General features: G+C 64.2%; 10 protein-coding genes. 2 read left to right on the forward strand and 8 right to left on the reverse strand.

Annotation, left to right across the window (positions count from 1 at the left end; translation table 11 throughout):
• Nucleotides 1-27 precede the first annotated feature (27 nt).
• Together GJ699_RS31410 and GJ699_RS31415 are read left to right on the forward strand one after the other, a co-directional pair.
• Nucleotides 28-1,866: a S9 family peptidase gene (locus GJ699_RS31410; RefSeq protein WP_154383362.1), complete on the forward strand. Its 1,839-nt coding sequence runs from the start codon at nucleotides 28-30 to the stop codon at nucleotides 1,864-1,866.
• Nucleotides 1,867-1,894: 28 nt separating this feature from the next.
• A complete protein-coding gene (locus GJ699_RS31415; RefSeq protein ID WP_154383363.1) occupies nucleotides 1,895-3,850 on the forward strand; it encodes an alpha/beta hydrolase family protein in 1,956 nt (651 codons plus the stop codon).
• Here the strand turns inward: GJ699_RS31415 and GJ699_RS31420 are convergent.
• The 8 genes from GJ699_RS31420 to GJ699_RS34295 form a co-directional block, all read right to left on the reverse strand.
• Entirely contained in the window at nucleotides 3,834-6,263 is a 2,430-nt protein-coding gene (locus tag GJ699_RS31420; protein ID WP_154383364.1) for a cyclic nucleotide-binding domain-containing protein, read from the reverse strand. The genes GJ699_RS31415 and GJ699_RS31420 overlap by 17 nt on opposite strands.
• A 2-nt stretch (nucleotides 6,264-6,265) precedes the next feature.
• Nucleotides 6,266-7,615: a multiheme c-type cytochrome gene (locus GJ699_RS31425; RefSeq protein WP_154383365.1), complete on the reverse strand. Its 1,350-nt coding sequence runs from the start codon at nucleotides 7,613-7,615 to the stop codon at nucleotides 6,266-6,268.
• Complete coding sequence (locus GJ699_RS31430; RefSeq protein ID WP_154383366.1) at nucleotides 7,612-11,373, reverse strand: LVIVD repeat-containing protein; 3,762 nt, start codon at nucleotides 11,371-11,373, stop codon at nucleotides 7,612-7,614. The genes GJ699_RS31425 and GJ699_RS31430 overlap by 4 nt, the downstream gene beginning before the upstream one ends.
• A gap of 1 nt (nucleotide 11,374) precedes the next feature.
• Nucleotides 11,375-13,549, reverse strand: a complete 2,175-nt coding sequence (locus tag GJ699_RS31435; protein ID WP_195763691.1) for an SH3 domain-containing protein — start codon at nucleotides 13,547-13,549, stop codon at nucleotides 11,375-11,377.
• Complete coding sequence (locus GJ699_RS31440) at nucleotides 13,539-15,425, reverse strand: heme-binding protein (RefSeq protein ID WP_229262388.1); 1,887 nt, start codon at nucleotides 15,423-15,425, stop codon at nucleotides 13,539-13,541. Before GJ699_RS31440 ends, GJ699_RS31435 begins: the two co-directional genes overlap by 11 nt.
• 17 nt (nucleotides 15,426-15,442) lie before the next feature.
• Entirely contained in the window at nucleotides 15,443-16,897 is a 1,455-nt protein-coding gene (locus GJ699_RS31445; RefSeq protein WP_154383368.1) for a cytochrome c3 family protein, read from the reverse strand.
• Between the two features lie 4 nt (nucleotides 16,898-16,901).
• Entirely contained in the window at nucleotides 16,902-17,717 is an 816-nt protein-coding gene (locus GJ699_RS31450; protein WP_154383369.1) for a hypothetical protein, read from the reverse strand.
• Nucleotides 17,718-17,824: 107 nt separating this feature from the next.
• A partial coding sequence (locus GJ699_RS34295; RefSeq protein ID WP_195763692.1) for a tetratricopeptide repeat protein occupies nucleotides 17,825-18,876 on the reverse strand: 1,052 nt, incomplete at its 5' end.

An 18,876-nucleotide genomic window follows, 5' to 3' on the forward strand; every position in this document is an offset into this window, starting at 1 on the left:
TTATCTTTTCACTACCATTTCGATGCCATGAAATTGCTCGCCCTACTGCTGTCCGGCGCTCTCGCCGCCCCGGTGCTGGCGGCCGATAGCGCCCCGATCCCGGTCGAGAAGTTCTTTCAGAAGCCCGACATGACCGGCGCCAGCATCTCGCCCGATGGCCGCCATGTCGCGCTGCGCGCGCAGGGGAACTCCGGCCGCAGCATGCTCAACGTAGTGAACGCGGAGACCCGCGAGCAGCGCGTGGTCGCCAATTTCAACAACGCCGACGTGAGCATGTTTTACTGGCTGGACGACCAGCGGCTGGCGTACACCGTCATCAACTTCGATCAAGGCGGCGACATCGGCAAGCCCGGGCTGTTTGCGGTGGACCGCGATGGCAAGGATTTCATGCCACTGGCCGAAGTCCTGACTGCGGCGCGCTCCTTCGCCGACAATGATTCCTCCGACACGACCTATCTGAGCGAGGTCTCGATCCACGGCTTCCCCAACCGCAAGCCGGATATGATGTACGTCGTCAGCGCCACAGGGCAGGACCGCTTGCTGTCCCGCATGAACACCCGCATCGGCTACCGCAGCCTGACCAATGTACGCGCGCCCGACACGTCCAAGTGGCTGACCGGCCCCGATGGCGAGGCGCGCATCACATTGACTCACCTCGACGGCAAGGATGTGGTGTACTACTCCGAGAACCATCAGTGGCGCCAGATCGCCGCCTTCGCGCCGGGTGCGCCGGAAGCATTCACTCCGGTGCTGTACACCGACAGCGCACTGTATGTGCGCGCCAACCAGGGCAAGAACGAAACGGCCATCTATCGCTATGACCTGCAAAAGAACAGCATCGCCGAGACCCCGACCATCACCGTGCCTGGCTACGACGCCAACGGCTATTTCCTGCTCGGCGACAAGGACATGCGCGGCTACCGCGTCCACACCGACAGCGAAAACACCGTGTGGTTCGATCCGGCGATGAAAGCGCTGCAGAAGGAGGTCGACGACATCCTGCCCGGCACCGTCAACACGCTGAGCTACGGTGCCCGCAGTGAAACGCCTTACGCGCTGATCGACGCCCACCGCGACATCCAGGACCACATCTACTTCCTGTACAACCGTGACACCAAAAAGCTGCTACGCCTGGGGGCCGCCCATCCCGATCTTGATCCCGACCGCATGGCGCCCATGGCACTAATGCGCTACCCGGCGCGCGACGGCATGCAGATTCCGGCCTACCTCACCATTCCCGAATCAGCCGGGAAAAAGCCGGCACCGACGGTGGTGCTGATCGGCGCCCAACAGGGTAAACGCAACGGCCGCTGGGAATGGAACGACGAAGTGCAGTTCCTGGCGTCGCGCGGCTACGTGGTGCTGCAACCGAATCCACGTGGCACGCGCGGCTTTGGCCTGGCGCACGAAAAGGCTGGCGTCAACGCGCCGGAGGCGGTGCTGGACGATATCTTCGACGCAGTGAAGTGGGCGGTCCAACAAGGCTACACCGATGCGGCGCGGGTCTGCATCGCCGGCACCGGCTACGGCGGCTACGCGGCCATGAAGGCGCTGGCGCGCGACACCACCGGTTTCAAATGCGGCATCAGCTGGTCCGGCGCCACCACCAACGGCGATGACAAGGTCGACCCCGCGCGCATCACCCAGCCGGTGCTGCTCGCCTACGGCAAGGAAGACCGCCGCGTGCCCTACGGCGAGGGCCGCAAGTTCTACGACACGCTGGCCGCCGCCAACCCGAAAGTCGTATGGCTGGAATACACGCCCAGCGCGGAAAGCTGGAAGACCCAATCCAACCGCATCGACTTGTGGCGACAGATAGACACCTTTCTTCAACGTAATATTGGGACGCGACCGGCCGGGTTATAGTTGACTTTTCAATATTGTCAACTATTCCATGCTACCTGCCCTCACGCGCACCGCCGCGCTGCTCGCCGCCGCCTTCGCCGCCAACCTGTCGGCGGCGGCGGAACAACTTCCCATCGAACAGTTCTTCCAGCGGCCAGCGATGAGCGGCGCCAGCATCTCGCCGGACGGCAAACACCTGGCGTTACGCCTGCTGTCCCCGCAAAAGCGCGTGATGCTGTATGTGATGGATATCGCCACCCGCAAGCAGAAGGTGGTGGCGCAATACGATAACGGCGACGTCGAGACGTTCGCGTGGATGGACGACCACACGCTGGCCTACAACGTGGTCAATACCGACTTCCAGAGCGACCTGACCCAACCGGCCACGGTGGAAGTGGACATCGACGACCTGGGACGCAAGCCGCAGCCCGGCCGCTCCTTCTTCATGCGCCAGCGCTCCTTCGCGGACCCGGACTTCGACAGCCAGTCCTACCTCAGCGCGCCCACCGCGCACGGATTCTCTTCCAGCGTGGCCGGCTTCCGCGTTTTCCTGGAAGTGGAGTACACGCAGGACATGCTGCAGTACGTCACCCCCGACAACGACCGGCGGCGCATACTGGCCCCCAGCCAGGTCTACACCTGGCTGAATGACGAAGATGGCAAACCGCGCATCACGCTCTCGCATACCAGCGGCAAGGACATCGTCGGCTACTACGATGGCAAGCAGGTACGCGAAATCGCCAGCTATGTGCCGCAAACGGCCAGCATGCTCAAGCCGGTGCTGTACGCGGGCGGCGCCATGTACGTGAGCGCCTATAATGGCCAGGACCAATCCGCCGTCTACCGCTACGACCTGGAACAGCACCAACTGGACGCCAAGCCACTGATCTCTGTACCGGGCTACGATGCCGAAGGCTACTTCCTGCTGGACGATCACAAGATTCTTGGCTACCGCATCGACACCGATTCCGAAACCACCGCCTGGTTCGATCCGACGATGAGGGCGCTGCAGGAGCAGGTGGACGCACAGCTGCCCAACACCATCAACACCATCTCGGTCGGTTCGCACAGCCAGACCCCGTATGTGCTGGTCGATTCGCATTCCGATGTACAAAGCAACCGCTACATGCTGTACGACCGTGATGCCAAAACGCTGAAGCAGTTGGGCGAAGCCCATCCTGGCGTGGGCAGCGCATCCATGTCGCGCATGAGCATGATCCGCTACACCGCGCGTGACGGCCGGCAGATCCCTGCCTACATCACACTACCGGTCAATGGCGGCAACAAGGCGCATCCGATGGTGGTGCTGATGGGCGGCACCCAATGGCAGCGTAACGGCCACTGGGAATGGAACGATGAAGTGCAGTTCCTGGCGTCGCGCGGCTACGTCGTGCTGCAGCCGGACACGCGCGGCACGCCGGGCTTCGGCCGTTCGCTGCAAACAGCGGGCGACAAGCAGTGGGGCCGCGCCATGCAGGACGATATCGCCGATGCCACGCAGTGGGCCATCAAGCAAGGCTACGCCGACCCGGCCCGGGTCTGCATTGCCGGCGGCGACTACGGCGGCTATGCCGCCATGATGGGACTGGCGCGCGATCCGGCGCTGTTCAAATGTGGCATCAGCTGGTCCGGCATCGTCGACATCGGCGTGCTGTTCGCGCGCGACTGGAAGCAGATCGTGTCGCGCCGCGAGACCGAACCGCTGTATGTCAGCATAGGCGATCCGGCTCAGGACAGCGCACAGTTCAAGGAGACTTCGCCGCTGTACAACACCGCCCGCATCAAGCAGCCGGTGTTGCTGGCCTACGGCGATGAAGACCACCGCGTGTTGTACAGCGAGGGGCGCGACTTCTACAACAAACTGTCGGCCACCAATCCGCAGGTCGAGTTCCTGAAGTACAGCGCCACGGTGGAAGACGCCCGCAGCCGCGCCAATCGTGTCGACCTGTGGAAGCACATCGAAGCCTTCCTGGCCAAGAACCTCGGGCCTACATCTGGTTCTTGAAGAACTTCTCCGGCGAGATGCGGATGGCGGCGCCGGTCGGACAGGCGCGCACGCAGGACGGGCCGCCTTTCAGGTCTTTACACAGATCGCACTTGACGGCCTTCTTCTGCACCGCCGGATCGTAGTCGGCCTGGCGCTCGCCGGGCGCGGCGCCGAGGCCGAACAGCAGCCACGATAAGCCGCCGCCACGCTTGGGCGGCTTGTCCACCGCCATCTGGATCACGCCATACGGGCAATTGCGTTCGCAGTTGCCGCAGCCGATGCAGGCGTCGCTGATGAACACTTCACCCTGCAGCGAACGGCCGATGGCGTCCGGCGGACAATCCTTCATGCAGTGCGGATTCTCGCAGTGGCGGCAGGCGGTCGGCAGGTGGATGTTGGCGAAGGTCGGGCCCAGGGCACGTTTCAGGCGCGACGTGCCGTTGTGCGTTTCGGCGCAGGCGGTCTCGCAGTTATTACACTGGATGCACATGGTCTCGTTGATCAGCAGGACATCCGACGCCTCGCCCACGCCCTGCCCCAGCAGGAACTGCATCAATTCGCCATCGCGGCTCTTGGTATGCTCCAGCAGCAGATTCTGCTCGGTGCGATTGATGATCTGATCTTCCACCGACTTGCGCCAGCTTGGATTGGCGATCAACTGATCGCGCACCGTTTCCGCATCCAGCACCAGCGCCTCGGTCAGCACCGTGGCGGTCACCGTGGCGCTGCGCGGCGCATCGCGCAACAGCGCCATCTCACCGACATAGTTACCGGCGGCGACATAGGACAGAATCCGTTCGCCACCACGCACATCATCCTTGCGCGATACCGTCACCGAGCCACGCCGGATCAGATACATGCCGTCGGCCCGATCGCCTTCCTTGAACAGCGTCTGCTTGGCTTCGTAGCGGCGCACCGTGATGCCGCCGGCCACCAGCGCATCGATGGCGGTGCGCGACAGCATATTGCCGAGGTAGTTGTAGATCGCGTTGCGCACGAAGACCATGTCCATGCGGTGCCGCACATCGTCCACCGAAGCGATCAGCTTCAGCATGGTACGGCGCGGCGTCTCCATCAGCACGCAGTTGGCGCCGGCGCGGATGGTGGCGCTACGGCGGCGGCCCGAGATCAGGCCCATCTCACCGAAGTACTGGCCCTTGTCCAGTTTGATGTTGCGCACCTTGCCGTCGTTACCGGTCAGCTCCAGCTCCACCGTGCCTTCCAAAATCGAATAGAAGGTGTTGGTGTAGTCGAACTTGCGGAAAATGATGGCGCCCTGCTGCGGTGTCAGCAAGGTCGAATCCAGCATGAACTCGCGCAACTGCAGCGTGGTCACGTCGCTGAACAGCGGCACATTGGCCTTGATCTCGTCGATCACGCGCGCCACCTGCAAGCCGGGGCGCCACGGCACCAGCTTCTCGCGCAGCAGCGATTCATCGACCGGCTGCACCGGCTTGCCGACAATGGTCTGCACCACCTCGTAGCCCTGGTTCATGGCCTGCTTGATCAGCGGGTAGCCGCCCAGCGCGCCGACGATGAACAAACCGGGCACGTTCGATTCATACGCATCCGACAGCGCCGGCGTCGATGCCGGATTCGCGTTCGGGAACTGCACGCCGAAGCTTTCGATCAGCTTGCGCGGCGGCGTCGCGCCCAGACGCGCGATCACGCGATGCGCATGCACCCGCTCTTCGCCGTGCTTGCCGTTCATGACGAACAGCAGCGGCGTGTCTTCCGCCGGCTCGATGTATTTGGTGGAAGCGCTGTAGCGCACCTTGATCTTGCCGCTCTTTTCCGCCGCCGTAATCAGCACGCGGTTTCCCTCTTTACAGGTAGCGAATTCCTCCTGGCGATTCAGGATGTAGACCGTGTTCTTCTCGGCCAGCGCCAGCGCATTCTCGATACCGGCATCACCGGCGCCGACCACCACGATGGTCTCGCCCTGGTATTCGTCCGGATCGGACAGCGTGTACTGCACCCCCGGCAGATCCTCGCCCGGCACACCCAGCTTGCGGATATTCCCCTGCATGCCGATGCCCAGGATAACGTGGCGTGCCTGCCAGCTGCGCGCGGGCGTGCCGTTGCTCTGACTGGTGATGGTGAAGATGCTGGTCTCCGCATCGCGCACGATGGCGGTCACACGCTGGCCATGCACCACGTTGACGTCCTGCCCGGCCATCTCCTGGTTCCAGGTAGACAGCAGCATCTCGCGCTTGCCGGCACCGAAACTCAGGTCGCTGCGCAGCGGCAGGATGCCCGGTTCGGCCATCACGTGCTTGCCCTTCTGGTACTGGTAAATGGTGTCCGACAAATGCGGCTGCGCTTCCAGCAGCACGTGGCTGACGCCCAGCGCCTTGGCGCGGGCGGCGGCCGACAGGCCGCCAGGCCCGGAGCCGACGATGACGATTTCGTACAGGTCTACAGCGTCCATGATTAATTCACCTGAGGAGTAATGGTGCGCGACAGCCCTTGCAGACCTTTCGCAAACAGGTCCGGTTTGAACGCTTCTTCATTGGCCAGCGTGACGCGCAGCGCCGCCAGCTTGCGGTTCATGTCGGCCACGCCGGCGGCGCCGCCCAGCGCGCCCTGCTTCGCCAGCGACGACGACAGACTGGAGATCGCCATATATGCCTGCTCGGCGCCGGCGTAATCGGAGAACTGCTGGCGTTTCGCTTCATCGATCAGGCCCGCCAGCACGGCGCGCTGCAAGGCCGGCGTGAAGCGCTGCTGTTCCAGCTTGCCGATGTAGCGCTGGATGGTGGCCGACAGCGACGACGCCAGCGCCAGCGGATCGGCGCCGTGAGCGGCGGCATTGCCCGCCACCGCCTGGTGCAGCTGCGTCACCTGGTCGCTGAAGGCGTTGGCGCCATTCGGATCGGTGGCGCGCACAATCGCGCGCAGCATCAACAGGTTGCTGTCGTTGAGGCGCATGCGGCCGGGTCCCACGCCCAGGCGCGGAGTCCACTTCTTCTCGCTCATCGGGTGATGGCAGGCGTGGCAATCGAACAGCGCCAGCTCCGGGAACAGGCCATCGCGGCCGCGCTTCGGATCGGCCAGCGCATCCAGCTGGTTTTTCGAGGCCAGCGCCTGGCCGATGGCCCACAGCCGCACGCTGTCGTAATCGCCCTTGCGCTTGTGCCAGTCGTCGTCGATCTTGTAGTGGGCCGGCGCCAGCTGGGCGAATGTATCCAGCTCAAAACTCAGGCGCGGGTGGCCGGCCCCCATGATGCGGTGCGAGACAAAGCGGCTGTTGTCGCCGACGTGGCAGGACAGGCACAACTTGGCCTGCTCGACCGGCTTTTCGGTCGGGTACATGCCATTGGCGACATTCTCGGCGTGCGTGGTGCCGGGCACGGTGTGCGAACGTATCCATTTATCGGCCGGGCCGTGACAGGCTTCGCAGCCGACGCCGTCGGACAGCATGTGACGCTCGCCGCGCAATGCCGGCGGTGGATTGTGCGAGTGACAGTCCAGGCATTCCGGCGCGTTCTCCGCACCCTGCTTGAGTCCCAGCTTGGCGGCGATGGAGCGCGACTGCGCGTTCAGCAGCACCGCGTACGCCTTGGCGTGCTTGTCGAGACGCGACCAGGTGGTGTACTCGTTTTGCTGCACAGTGGAGCCGGTCCATGGCGCCACCGCGCCGTGGCAGGTGCTGCTGGCGCAGTTGACGGTGCCGACCGACTGGTGCGGCGAAGCGTTGGGCAGCACTGCCGTGGAGGGCGAGCTGGCGGCCAGCACCAGCCCGCAGGCCAGCATCAGGCAGGCGGACAGCATCCTTTTCATTTCTTTCCTTTCTGCGCGCGCGGCACGAAGTCGCCGGGCACGCCGCGGTCGTCCACCGTCCACACCTGGGAATCCGGCCGCAAATACAGTCTCGCCATTTCGGCGGCGTTGAACGGACGCGAGCCGATACGGCCGAACACCGCGATCTGGCCACCGGTTTCATCGACCGCGCGGTCGCGGTCCAGACCTTTGGACAGCGCCAGCGCCGGCGTGCGGGTACGGCTCCAGGCGATCAGCTGCGGCTTCGGCTCCGGCGAGAAACCGTAGAAGCGCGGCTGCGTGTCCGGTGCCGTCAGCTGCAGCACCTTCAGGCCATTGACGCCATCCGCCACGTAGCCGAACAGCGAAGCGTTGGTGGAGCCGACGATGATGTCGCGCGCATCGTTCAATTTACCATCCGCGTCGAACATCTGATACACCTTCGGTTCGGCCGGTTTCTCGACATCGACGATGGCCACGCCCTGCTTGCCCGCCGCCACGTAGGCGTAGGTGCGCGCCACATAAACCTTGTGCGCATCGGCCAGCGCCACGCGGCCCGGCAGCAGCACCGGCTTGGCCGGCAGCGTCACATCGATCACGCGCAGGCCGCTCTTGTCGGTGACGAACAGGTAGCGGAACTGCAGCGCCGACGAACGCGCCTCGTCCAGCGGAATGGTGGCCAGGTGCCGTGGCTTGAGCGGATCGTCCAGATCGAGGATCACCATGCCGGCATCGGCGGCGATGTAGGCAATATGCCCGCCCAGCACGATGTGGCGGGCGCCGTTCAGCAAGCCGTTCGGATTCCAGGTCAGCGCGCGCTTGAGGAAGTTGTTACGCGGTTCGCCATCGGCCAGCGTATCCACGTTCACCAGAATCAGCCCTTCCTGCGAATCGCTAATGGCGGCGTAGTGATAAATCGGGTGGAACGCCTGCTCCTGATTGGTCACGCGCATCAAGTCGCCCTGATTGCGGGTCGGCGCGATCGGCTGGTTGGTCGGCAGCGCCATGCAGGTCGCGTTCTTCGACGGCACCTGGGTGTTCTGGCCCAGCGGCGAATACGGCGCGGTGATGATGCGCTCGGAGACACCTTTGTTGGCGATGCTGGCCACGTCGTACACGCGCAGACCACCCTTGCCTTCGGCGGTGAACAGATATTCGCCGCGCAGCTGCAGGCAGTTGGCCGCGCCTTCGGTGCTGTGCGAGTGGGTTTCGGTCAGCTCCATATTGCGCGCCTTGTGCTGCTCGTACCAGTCCGGATAAGCGTAGCGCTGCAGGTAGCTGCCCTTCACCGCCTGCGGTTCATCCCATTCGGTGACGGTGGTGGCTTCAACATGGCCGGCTTCACCGATCCATGCGTTGTAGCCAACGAAGTTGACGAAGTTGGTCCCTTGCAGCAGCAGCTGCGCCATGATGGCGTTGTTGTCGTTATTCTTCGACACGTGACAATCGCTGCAGGTCTTGGTCTCTTCCTTGCGCTCGGTGTGCGGATAGTGCGGCGCGAATGCCTGCGACGAGAAACCGCTGGCCGCGATCGGCGGCTGCTGGATGTAGATCTTCTCGCGGTTGGCATTGGTCGACGACAGCACCAGCGCCGAGCTGGAACGCACCGGCGTGATCTTCGAGCCCTTGACCGGACCGGCCACACCCAGCTGGAACATATCGTCGCGCGCCACCTGCGGGTTGTACGATGCGTAGTTACGCGATTCGCCGCCCTCGTAGTGCAAACGCTCCGTCTTCCAGTTGGCCTGAATCGGCAAATGGCAGCCGGCGCAGCTGGTGGTCCACGACAGGTGGCAGCTGTGGCAGCTCATCTTCTCGTTATCGTGCGCGAACTTGGTCACGCCCGGTCCCCACTTGCCCTGCTGGCCGTCGGCGCCTGCGCTCATCAGCTTGGCGCGCGCGGCTTTCTCGTTGTAGTGCGGGTTGGATGGGTTGACCGAATCCTTCACCAGGCTGACTTCCCATTCCTTGTTAGGATCGGTGGCGGCGCGCTGGTACAGACGGCCTTCGCGCCATTCGAAGCGCTGACGGCCGTCCTGGGTTTTCAGGGTCGACATGTCCATGCCACCCGGCTTGGCGGCCGGACCGCTGGTGCGCAGCGTCGGGTATTTGGTGGCGCTGCCGTGGCAGTCGATGCAATCGACTTCGATAGCGGCGGCGACTTCGCCATAGATGTGGCCATTGCTGTGCGCATCCTGCGAGAAGTGGCAGTCCACGCACTGCATGCCCTTCTCCATGTGAATCGATGCCAGGTGCACGGTTTTCTTGAACTTGTCCGGATCGTTGTCGTCGATGATCTTGCCGTTTTTATCCAGCAGCGCGCCCTTGCGGTCACGCTTGTAGATAGCACGGAAATTCCAGCCGTGGCCGTGATAGTCGGCGAACTGGGTGTCCTTCAGGGTTGGATTCAGCTTGGAGACGTTCTTCAGGAATTCCGGATCGCTCCAGTTGCCGCGCGTGGCCGCTTCCTCCGGATTGCGCGCCTGGATGGCGCGGATCTCGGCGTCGGTCGGATACTTCTGCTTCTTCGGCCACATCGACGGCGCGTCGGACTCGTAGTCCCACATGGTGTAGCCGTAGAACGAATTCACGAAGATGTTCGGCTGGTGCATATGGCAAGTCATGCACTGCGAGGATGGAATCGCGCGCGTGAACTCATGCTTGATCGGGTGGCCCGGCTGGTCTTTCGGGATGGTCGGGTCTTTGGTCAGCGTGCTGCCGTTATTGCCGGCCGCCGCGTACGGACCGGAATGCAGCGGGTCTCGGTCGTTGGCGTAGATGACGTGACATGCGCTGCAACCGGACGAGCGATAGTCGCCCGGCTGGTCGTTGGTCCCCAGGAACCACAGGTGCGGGTCGTTCAGGCGGGTCTTGGTGATGTTGATGGCCGGGACGGCGATACGGCCGCCGGTGCCGGGACCACGGTTCGATTGGTGGATGTCCGGACGGCCCGGTTCATCCAGCTTTTGCAGCGTGCCGGAGCTGTTCGGCAGGCCGATCTCCGGGAAGGCGCTGCCGATCACGCGGCCACCCGGCTCGAACACGCGGAACACGTCGGCGGGAGCGATGGTTTCCCACGCTGGCAGCGGATACAGGCGGTCCAGAATACCCTTGTGGACAAACAGGTCGTTATCCACACGCAGCGGATTGACGATGGCGGCCGGCTTGCCGTCCGGCGTGTAGGACTCGCCCAGGATGTAGCGCTTGTACGGCAGGATGCCGTTGTTGTAGCTAGCACCGCCCCACAACATGGCCGACGTGGCCATCAGGCTGCGCTCCTGCGCCTGAATGATCGGCAGGTGGCAGGCGCCGCAAGCGTCGCGCGCCACGCGCAGGTCGCCGGGGTTGATGAAGCGGACGTAGGCCGGGTGCTCTTTATTCAGCTTGGCGTACGATTCCTTGGGATTGGCGGACGATGGATACTGCCAGTACTTTTCATCGCGCGGCAGGATGTGGGCCTTGTCCATGTCGGCGCGATAGGCGTCTGTGCCTGGCTTGGCGCTGCTGGCGATATTCGAATTGCCGCCGTGGCAGTCGGTACAGCCCAGCACCACGGCCGGATTGGCGTGCATGGTGTGGCGGTCGGTGACGGTGTGGCAGCTCAGACAACCGGACGATTTGGCGTCGGCCTGCTTTTCAGTCTGCGCGGCCGGCGCCGGCAGCGCCATGATGTATTCGCGCAGGCTGAGTACCGCGCCGGAATTGGCGCTCACCAGCGTAACCGTCGCTGCCGCGATCAGCAGCAGCGCCAGTGCGAGAATGTGTTTGAACGCCTTCATATCAGAAACTCAATACCATGTTAAGTACAACGGAATACAGCGTGCCCTGGTTTTCGCCATACAGCGCTTTCAGGGCCTTACCCGGCCGCAGTGCGGCGACCGAGCTGTTGATGATGACGTTCTGGCTGTAGAACGGACGCCAGTGAGCGCCGATCGAGAAGTCCACGCCCATCTCTTTCGATGGAATGGTCTGCGCGCGCAGCACTTCCAGCACGCGGGTGTCCATGAAGCGCAGATAAGAGACGTTACCGAATACGCGCAGCTCGGGCTTGAGATCGAAGTCGGCGCCTACGCCCAGCAGCATCAGGCCGGGATTGACGAAGTTGGACTGGCCTTCATCCTTGGACGAACGCAGCGACGGCAGGATGCCATTGCGGCCGGACAGCGCAACGCCACCGCCACCGATCAACGGAATCGCCTGGCGGATCGAGAAGCTGGTGTCGGAGCCGGCGATCTGCGGGTTTTCCATGATGGCGTCGTAGCCGGTGGACTTGTTGTCGTACGGGTCTTTGTCGCCGGAGGCCAGCACCAGCGAGGCGCGGGCGCGGATCCAGTTGAAGTCGCGCGACAGTTCGCTGGCGTGGAAGCCGGCGCTGATCTGCTGCGGCGCGTGCGCCAGCGGATCATGGTCGCTGTGGCCGAATACGTAGTAGGTCGAGGTGGCCAGGTTCCAGTCACCGATATGGCCGTCGCCACTGTAGCCCAGGTAGGTGACGTGGTAGCGGTGCGAGCGCAGGTCGCCCAGCACGGCGGGCCGCACCAGGAAGCCGTTGGTGTCGTAGGTCTTGTCGGTTTCCTCGTTGCGGTTGTGGACCACGCTCGCTTGCGAGGTGAAGCCGGTGAACGGCCAGTCCTGGCGGTACAGATTGGCCACGTACACCTGGTCGCGGCGCAGCCCTTTGCCGACGGCGTTCAAGCCGCTGTTGCTGTCTTTTTCGATGCGGGCAAAGGCGGCCAGGTTGTACTGCCAGCGGTTGTTGTCGCGATTGCCAAACAGGCGGATGCCGAATGGCGAATCCTGGAACAGGAAGCCGCGGAAGTCGTTGGTGAACGGCTGGATGCCGACCCGCAGGCTGTCGAAGTCGTAGCGGTCGGAGACGTTACGCAGGTGGACGTCGGCAAACAGTTCCTGAATGCCGACGAAATGGTCGGTGCGGCGTTTGCCGGACGACGGGTCGGCGCGCAGCGCACCGGCTTCTTCCACCAGTGCGCGGTTGATGTTGAAGACCGGGACGAAGCGGAATTCATAATCCGGCGGGCGGAAGGTGGTGTCGCCCTTGATCAGGCCGAAGTTGAGGATCAGGTTTTGTACCGTCACCGTTTGCTGGTTGCGACCGAAGATATCGTTGGCGCCGGGGTTGATGCCGATCTGGCCGGCCACTGGCGTCGGCAAGCGGCGCAGCTCGACCAGCGTGTCGGAGATGGCGCCGACGTTGATGAACAGGTCGGGCGCGTATTCCTTCAGGACTGGCAGGTCGGCTTTCAGCACGTTCTGGTTGTACGGGTCGTACCAGGGGAACTTGAAGCCCAGGGCTTGCATCAGGCGCCAGCGATCCGGCACCGACAGCGATTCGCGTGGCAGATTGGCTTGCGGCGGCGGTACTTGCGATGGGTCGATGGTCGGCAGCACCGCCAGTTGCGGCACGTTGCCTGCGGCGCCACCAGGGCGGGCGGGCAGAATGCCGGATTGGTCGTCAGCGGCACCGGCTGCGGGCGTGGCGCCGGCAGGGGCGGCGAAGACCGTGATGGTGGTATCGTCGTATTCAGTGGGGGCTTGCAGGATCCAGCCGGAGCGCTCGGCATTCAGCGCGACCTTGTACCAGTCGCCACGCTGCTCAAGAATGCCGATCACCGCACCGCGCGACAGCTGCGCCAAGGCCAGCGAGGCGGCCGATGGTTCGGCGCGCACCGGCACGCTGATCGCCAGCACCTGCAGCTGCAACGCCGACGCGGCGACCGGCGCATCGGCCGACGACGACGCGACTGCGGCCCGCGATGCAGCTGCGCTGAGCGACGCGGAGGGCTGCGAGGCGCTGGCGGTCGACGACGGCGTGACTGCGGCCTGCGCGGCGACGGCATTCTGCTGCGCGCCCTCCTGCGCCATGGCGACCGGGCCGACGCAGGCGCTGAGCGCGATGGCGGCGATGCGCTGGGAGCGGGTCACGTTAAATGCCATCGCACACACTCTGCTCAGTACTGTTGATGAACGGCGTCTGCGGGCACTGCGCGTAACGCAGGTTTTTGCCCTGCGGCGTCAAGGTATCCGCCCGCCGCGCCGCCGGCGCATGACCAAAGCCGGTCTTCAGCGACGCCGCCGCGCGCGACACGCCCAGCATGCCAATCATGTCATCCTGATCCACGCCATCACCCGACACACCAATCGCCCCAATCAGCGTAGTGCCACGATAAATCGGGAACCCACCCGGGAAAATCTGCATCCCGTTATTCAACCCGATCGCATTGCCAGTGCAGCTCTTGTTAGCCGACGACGGCGACAGAATCGCCCCCACCAGCGATGGATACACCAGATCCAGCTGCAAGCCCACATTGAACGGACTCCAGGTCGCCGCGCTCTTGGACAGCGGCCCAGGTGAATTACCATCTATCCCATCCGGGAAATACGGCCGCGCGATATTGCCAATCGAGCGCGCCGAAAACGCGATGCCATCGCTGAACGCCGCCATATTCGCAAAGAAGCTGCGCGAGGCCGACATATAAGTATCCAGCCCAAACAAGGTCCCCTGCTGCAGCGAACCATTAAAGTAACCCAACTGCGGCAGGGCCGAAATCGCCGCCGACGCGCCGGCCGACGAGAAAAACGCCGCCGTGCGCGCCTTCTGCAACGACACGTCCACACCAAACACCGGCCCGTCGCCAGTACGCGCCAGACCAAGCACATTGCCCGCTGTATCAACGATGGACACCGTCACCTCCGCCGACGAACCGACCGGAATCCGGATCTGCGCGCGCGCCTGTCCGGCCACGCCGAGCGCCTGCGTCAGCACCTCCTGCACCTCGACCGCGCTCAAGCCGGTACCACCAGCCGCCACCGGCACCGGCGACAACGAAGCGCTGGCTGGATAACGATTGGTCGACGAAGCATCCACCAGAATCTGATTACTGCCCTGCGCGATAAAGCCAGACGCCGCCTCGCCAAACGCCACGCCGGCCAGCATCGCCGTACCGTCGTAATAACCGTCCACCGCCAGCAGACTGCCAGCCATGCCGCTGATACTCTTCGAAGACACCGACACCGCCGCCGAATCCGAATTCGCATACACCAGCGTCACACCGCCAGCCGTGATGCGGTCGGCACGAATGCAATCCGGCGCCGCAAAGCCGCTCAGCGCAGACAAGGCGATGCGTTCATCCAGATCCGAACCACTGGTAGTCGGGCTCAGATCCAGCCCATATACGCCATCCGCGATCACACCGACGCCGCCCACCACACGGCCGTTCTTATACAAGGGGAAGCCGCCCGGATCGGCCGACAGTCCCAGCGGCGAACGCTTCGGACCAATGCCGATGCCAGCGCCACGCTGCACCAGATCACCGCAAGGCAGTTGGCTGAACTGCACACCAAACAGCGGACCAGCCGCAGTCTGCGTAATGCCCGGCACAAAGTGCTCCTGCACGATATAGCCGGCGGTGCGGGTGCTGAACGCATTCCCCGACGACGACAGATAAGCACCGGTCAGCGCCTTGGCCAGCGCCGCCAGATCGGAGCCGATCAAACCACTCAAGCCATCCAGACCCTGTGGGCTGGACGCGCTGTTCTTGCCATTCCCGCTGAGGATATTCACGGTGGCGCCGGCGCCGGTCATGCGGTACACCGCCAGCACATTGCCGGCGCGGTCCGTCACCGCGATGGTCGCCTTGGCGCCCAGTTTGGACGCCGCCTCGGCGCCCTGCGCCACCACCTGCTCCACCTCGGCGGCGGTCAGCGACTGCGCCGTGGTGGCGGGCGTGAAGCAGCTGCTGCTGGCGCCACTGGCACTGCCAGACGAGCCGCCGCCGCTGCAGGCGGTCAGCACGGCCGCGATCAAAGCCATTATTGTTACGCGCTTCTTCATGGCTTCACCGATTTCATATGAGCTGCTGCCGGTGCGGTATGCAGGTCCGGCATGTGATAGCCGTGGCACATCGCGCAATCGGATTTGACCTTGCCGACCACCGGCTCGGAACCGACGTGGCAATCACGGCATTCTTTAATAGTAGGCATCAGCACATCGCTGGACTTGCTCGATTTGGCGGCCAGGTGGCAGTCTCCGCATGGCGTCTGCTTGTGCGACGCGTGATCGAAGCTGGCCTTCGGCAGCCACGCATGCGGCGGCGTTACCGGCGCGATCTTCCACTGCGGCAGATCGGCGCCCGGCGTGCCGGCCTTGCCCGGACCGGGCACGCGGCTGACAACGTGGCAGACGACGCACGAGGTTTTCTCAAACAGCTCAGTGGCGGCAGCGGCGGCGCGGGCACGCGCATCTCCCGGCCCCTGCACGAAGCTGGCCGGTGCGCTGGCCGGCATGCCGGGACGCACAGTGAATACTGGGCCGTTGGCCGGCGGCGTATCGAGCGGCACTTTGCTGCTGTTGACGTAGCCGTAGAATTCGCGCAGCGTCGACAGCACTTCCGGCACCGAACCATGCGGCACCTGGCGCTGCGACAGCGCCGGCTCAAACGCCAGCGCGTGGCACGACTGACAGTCGCGCGCCATCTTCACCGGCTCGAAGCCGACGCCACTGGCGTTGGGCTTATGGCAGCTGGAGCAATCGAGGCGGGTCTTGCCGTCCGGGCCGGCGATGCCGGCTTTGGCCAGGTGCAGATCGTGCGGGAACTTGAGGGTATTCGGCTGCGACAGCGGCGCGCCACCCTGGCGCAAACGCACCAGCGTGGTGTTGGACACCGCCACCTGCACGCGGAACTGCGGGTGAGCCTTGGCGAAGTCCTTGACGTTGCCGACCTGGGTGCCAGGCAGCTTGCTTTCCAGGTCGCCGTGGCAGGACGCGCAACCGCTGCCGATATAGCGGCGGTTCTGCGATACCAGTCCCTCCGCGCCCTGGTGGTCGCGGTGGCAGGTGGCGCAGCGGGTTTCGTGCAGCGCCGGCATCGCGGCGATCTTGGTGGCGACGTGGTTGCCGATGTCGCGGTGGCACGCCAGACAGTCGCGATCCTGCACCGGCTGGAACGGTTTGGAGTGGCAGGATTTGCAATCCAGGCCAAACGGCTGGTGTGCCGAGGACAGCGGACCTGGGGTCCATTGCGCGTCCAGCCCCAGCGCGGTTGGCGAGGCGCGCATGTAGGCGGTGTTCAGCACCTGCGCCTGTTCCGGCGTCTTGCGCAGGCCGGCGGTCTGCTGCTCCACCGGCTGGAACAGCGCGGGCCACACCGAGGCCGTCACCGGCAGCACCAATGCGCCCAGCAGCACCAGTACAAACAGCAGCCAGGACATGAAGCGACGCCCGATCAACGGGCGTTGCAGCGCATCGATCTCCTGCTGGAGCTTGTCGTTGTTACGCGTTTGCATAGGCTTACCAGTAGAAGAAGACCGAGACGATGTGCGCGGTCAGCGCCACCAGCAGTGCGATCGACATCGGCACATGGAACAGCAGCCAGATTTCGGTCAGGGTCCGCTGGCGCACGTAGGAACGGATGCGCTTCAGCTGTTGCAGGCGACGGAATTGCAGGGTGTAGATTTCGTTGCTGCTGGCGTCAGCCTGGTCGCCCACCACACGCAAGCGCGCCAGCACGCGCGCGGTGGCGCAGTGGCGATTGCGGCCGGTGAGGCGCTGGCGGCGCAGCGAGAAAATTTGCGCGCCGGACGATTCTTCCACCAGCGCCAGCAGAGTCGGACGATCTTGCGCCAGCAGGCGGCAGCGGTCATCGAGGTCGCGCAGGTCTTGCGCGATCTGGTCCAGCGTGCGGCCGTCCAGCCGGTCGCTCATCAGCGAGGGTTGATGCAGGTACAGCACCACGCCCCAGATGCCGCTGATGATGACGGCCATGGTCAGCGCGTAGGCGAAGGTGTGGATGTTCCAGCCGAATTCAAAGCCGCAGTGCAGCGTGGCCACCACCGCCAGCGCCAGACCGAGATAAACGTGGGCCGACAGCCAGCCGCGCAGAGTGCCCATGCGCGAGGCATAGGCGCGTTTGCGCATGCCGAGCAGCAGCAGGAACACGATCAGCAATGCGCCGAGCGTGCCGAGGCCGTAGCCCAGCACAGTGCCGCCTCCGGGTTTGATGGGCGGATTGTCTAGAACATAAAGCGCGATGCACAAGACCAGCAGGGCGATGGCCCATTTGGCGTAGCGAAAGCGCTGGAAGGACATGAAATTGTCTTGCAACATAAGTGCATCTGGCGGTGGCTGGTGACTTTTTATTTAACTATCATTGCAAATAGTCAACTATGTGCGCGAGTCTAACACCATCTGATGGTGCACTGCGGGCGATATTTTTATTTGCTGCGTATACGCAACTTTATTTGTGTTTGGCCCGGCGTTACTGGCTGTGGAGGCGATTCCAGATCGCCTGGCGCGGCTATTGCGTTGCCAGTTTTGGAGATGCGGGCGCTGACGGTCAGCTTGTCGAATTGTGACAATTTGACACCGGGCATCATGCCCATGGTGTCATCGAGCGTGAATTGCAGCGGCAGGTCGCGCACTTGTTTGCGCAGCACGGCCAGTGGGAAGCGCGGGCCGTCGACGGCTTTGGCGACCACGAACACGGTGTCGTTGTCGGAGACTTGGGCGCGCAGGGATGGATCGAGTTCGACGACGCCGCTGATGCTGGTGGCGCCGGGTGCCGCAGTGTTGGCGTTTGCGGTGGCGGGCGCCGGCTGCGGCGCGGTGGCTGCGGCGAACGGCGCGGCGTTGGCCGCCGGTGCGGCGGTTGGCGTGGCGGCGGCTTGGGCGCTGCCAGCGTCGCCGGTCGGGGCGCCGATGTGGTTCAGGTTATCGCGCGCCATCTGGGCGAATTCGGAGCCGGGGGTGGCGTTGGCCAACGCGGCTTGCCAGTGCACGGCGGCGGCGGCCAGGTCGCTGCGCTCGAACGAGGCGTCACCCATCAGGATGTGGGCTTTGACGTTTTTCGGATCGGCGGCCAGGGCGCGGGTCAGCAGGCGTTCCGGTTCGCCGGACAGCTTTTGATTCTGCGTCATGGCGAGGACGTCGGCGTAGTCGGACAGGATCTGGGCGTCGTCGGGGATCAGCGCGATCAGGCGCGAGTAGGCGCCGCTGGCGGCGACGAAGCGGCCCATCGCGCTGTAGGAACGGGCCAGCAGTGCCCAGCCGTTTGGATCTTGCGGCTCGCGCGCCATGCGTTCGGCCAGTTTGGCGACCATGGCTTCGGCTTCGGCGCTGCCATTGCCGTGCGGGTCGGCGTCGGCGGAGGCCGTGGCCGGCGCGGCGTCCGGCGCGACCAGCGCTTGCGGCGTGCCGAGTTTGGCGTACAGGCCGGCCGCGGCGGCCACCATCAGGACGGCCAGCAAGCCGGCCTGCCAGCGCGGCA

The sequence above is a fragment of the Duganella guangzhouensis genome (assembly GCF_009674535.1).
Lineage (GTDB): Bacteria > Pseudomonadota > Gammaproteobacteria > Burkholderiales > Burkholderiaceae_D > Rugamonas > Rugamonas guangzhouensis.

Coding starts and splice junctions, on each gene's coding strand:
- GJ699_RS31410 (WP_154383362.1), top strand. CDS start 28: ATGAAATTGCTCGCCCTACTGCTGTCCGGCGCTCTCGCCGCCCCGGTG.
- GJ699_RS31415 (WP_154383363.1), top strand. CDS start 1,895: ATGCTACCTGCCCTCACGCGCACCGCCGCGCTGCTCGCCGCCGCCTTC.
- GJ699_RS31420 (WP_154383364.1), bottom strand. CDS start 6,263: ATGGACGCTGTAGACCTGTACGAAATCGTCATCGTCGGCTCCGGGCCT.
- GJ699_RS31425 (WP_154383365.1), bottom strand. CDS start 7,615: ATGAAAAGGATGCTGTCCGCCTGCCTGATGCTGGCCTGCGGGCTGGTG.
- GJ699_RS31430 (WP_154383366.1), bottom strand. CDS start 11,373: ATGAAGGCGTTCAAACACATTCTCGCACTGGCGCTGCTGCTGATCGCG.
- GJ699_RS31435 (WP_195763691.1), bottom strand. CDS start 13,549: ATGGCATTTAACGTGACCCGCTCCCAGCGCATCGCCGCCATCGCGCTC.
- GJ699_RS31440 (WP_229262388.1), bottom strand. CDS start 15,425: ATGGCTTTGATCGCGGCCGTGCTGACCGCCTGCAGCGGCGGCGGCTCG.
- GJ699_RS31445 (WP_154383368.1), bottom strand. CDS start 16,897: ATGCAAACGCGTAACAACGACAAGCTCCAGCAGGAGATCGATGCGCTG.
- GJ699_RS31450 (WP_154383369.1), bottom strand. CDS start 17,717: ATGTTGCAAGACAATTTCATGTCCTTCCAGCGCTTTCGCTACGCCAAA.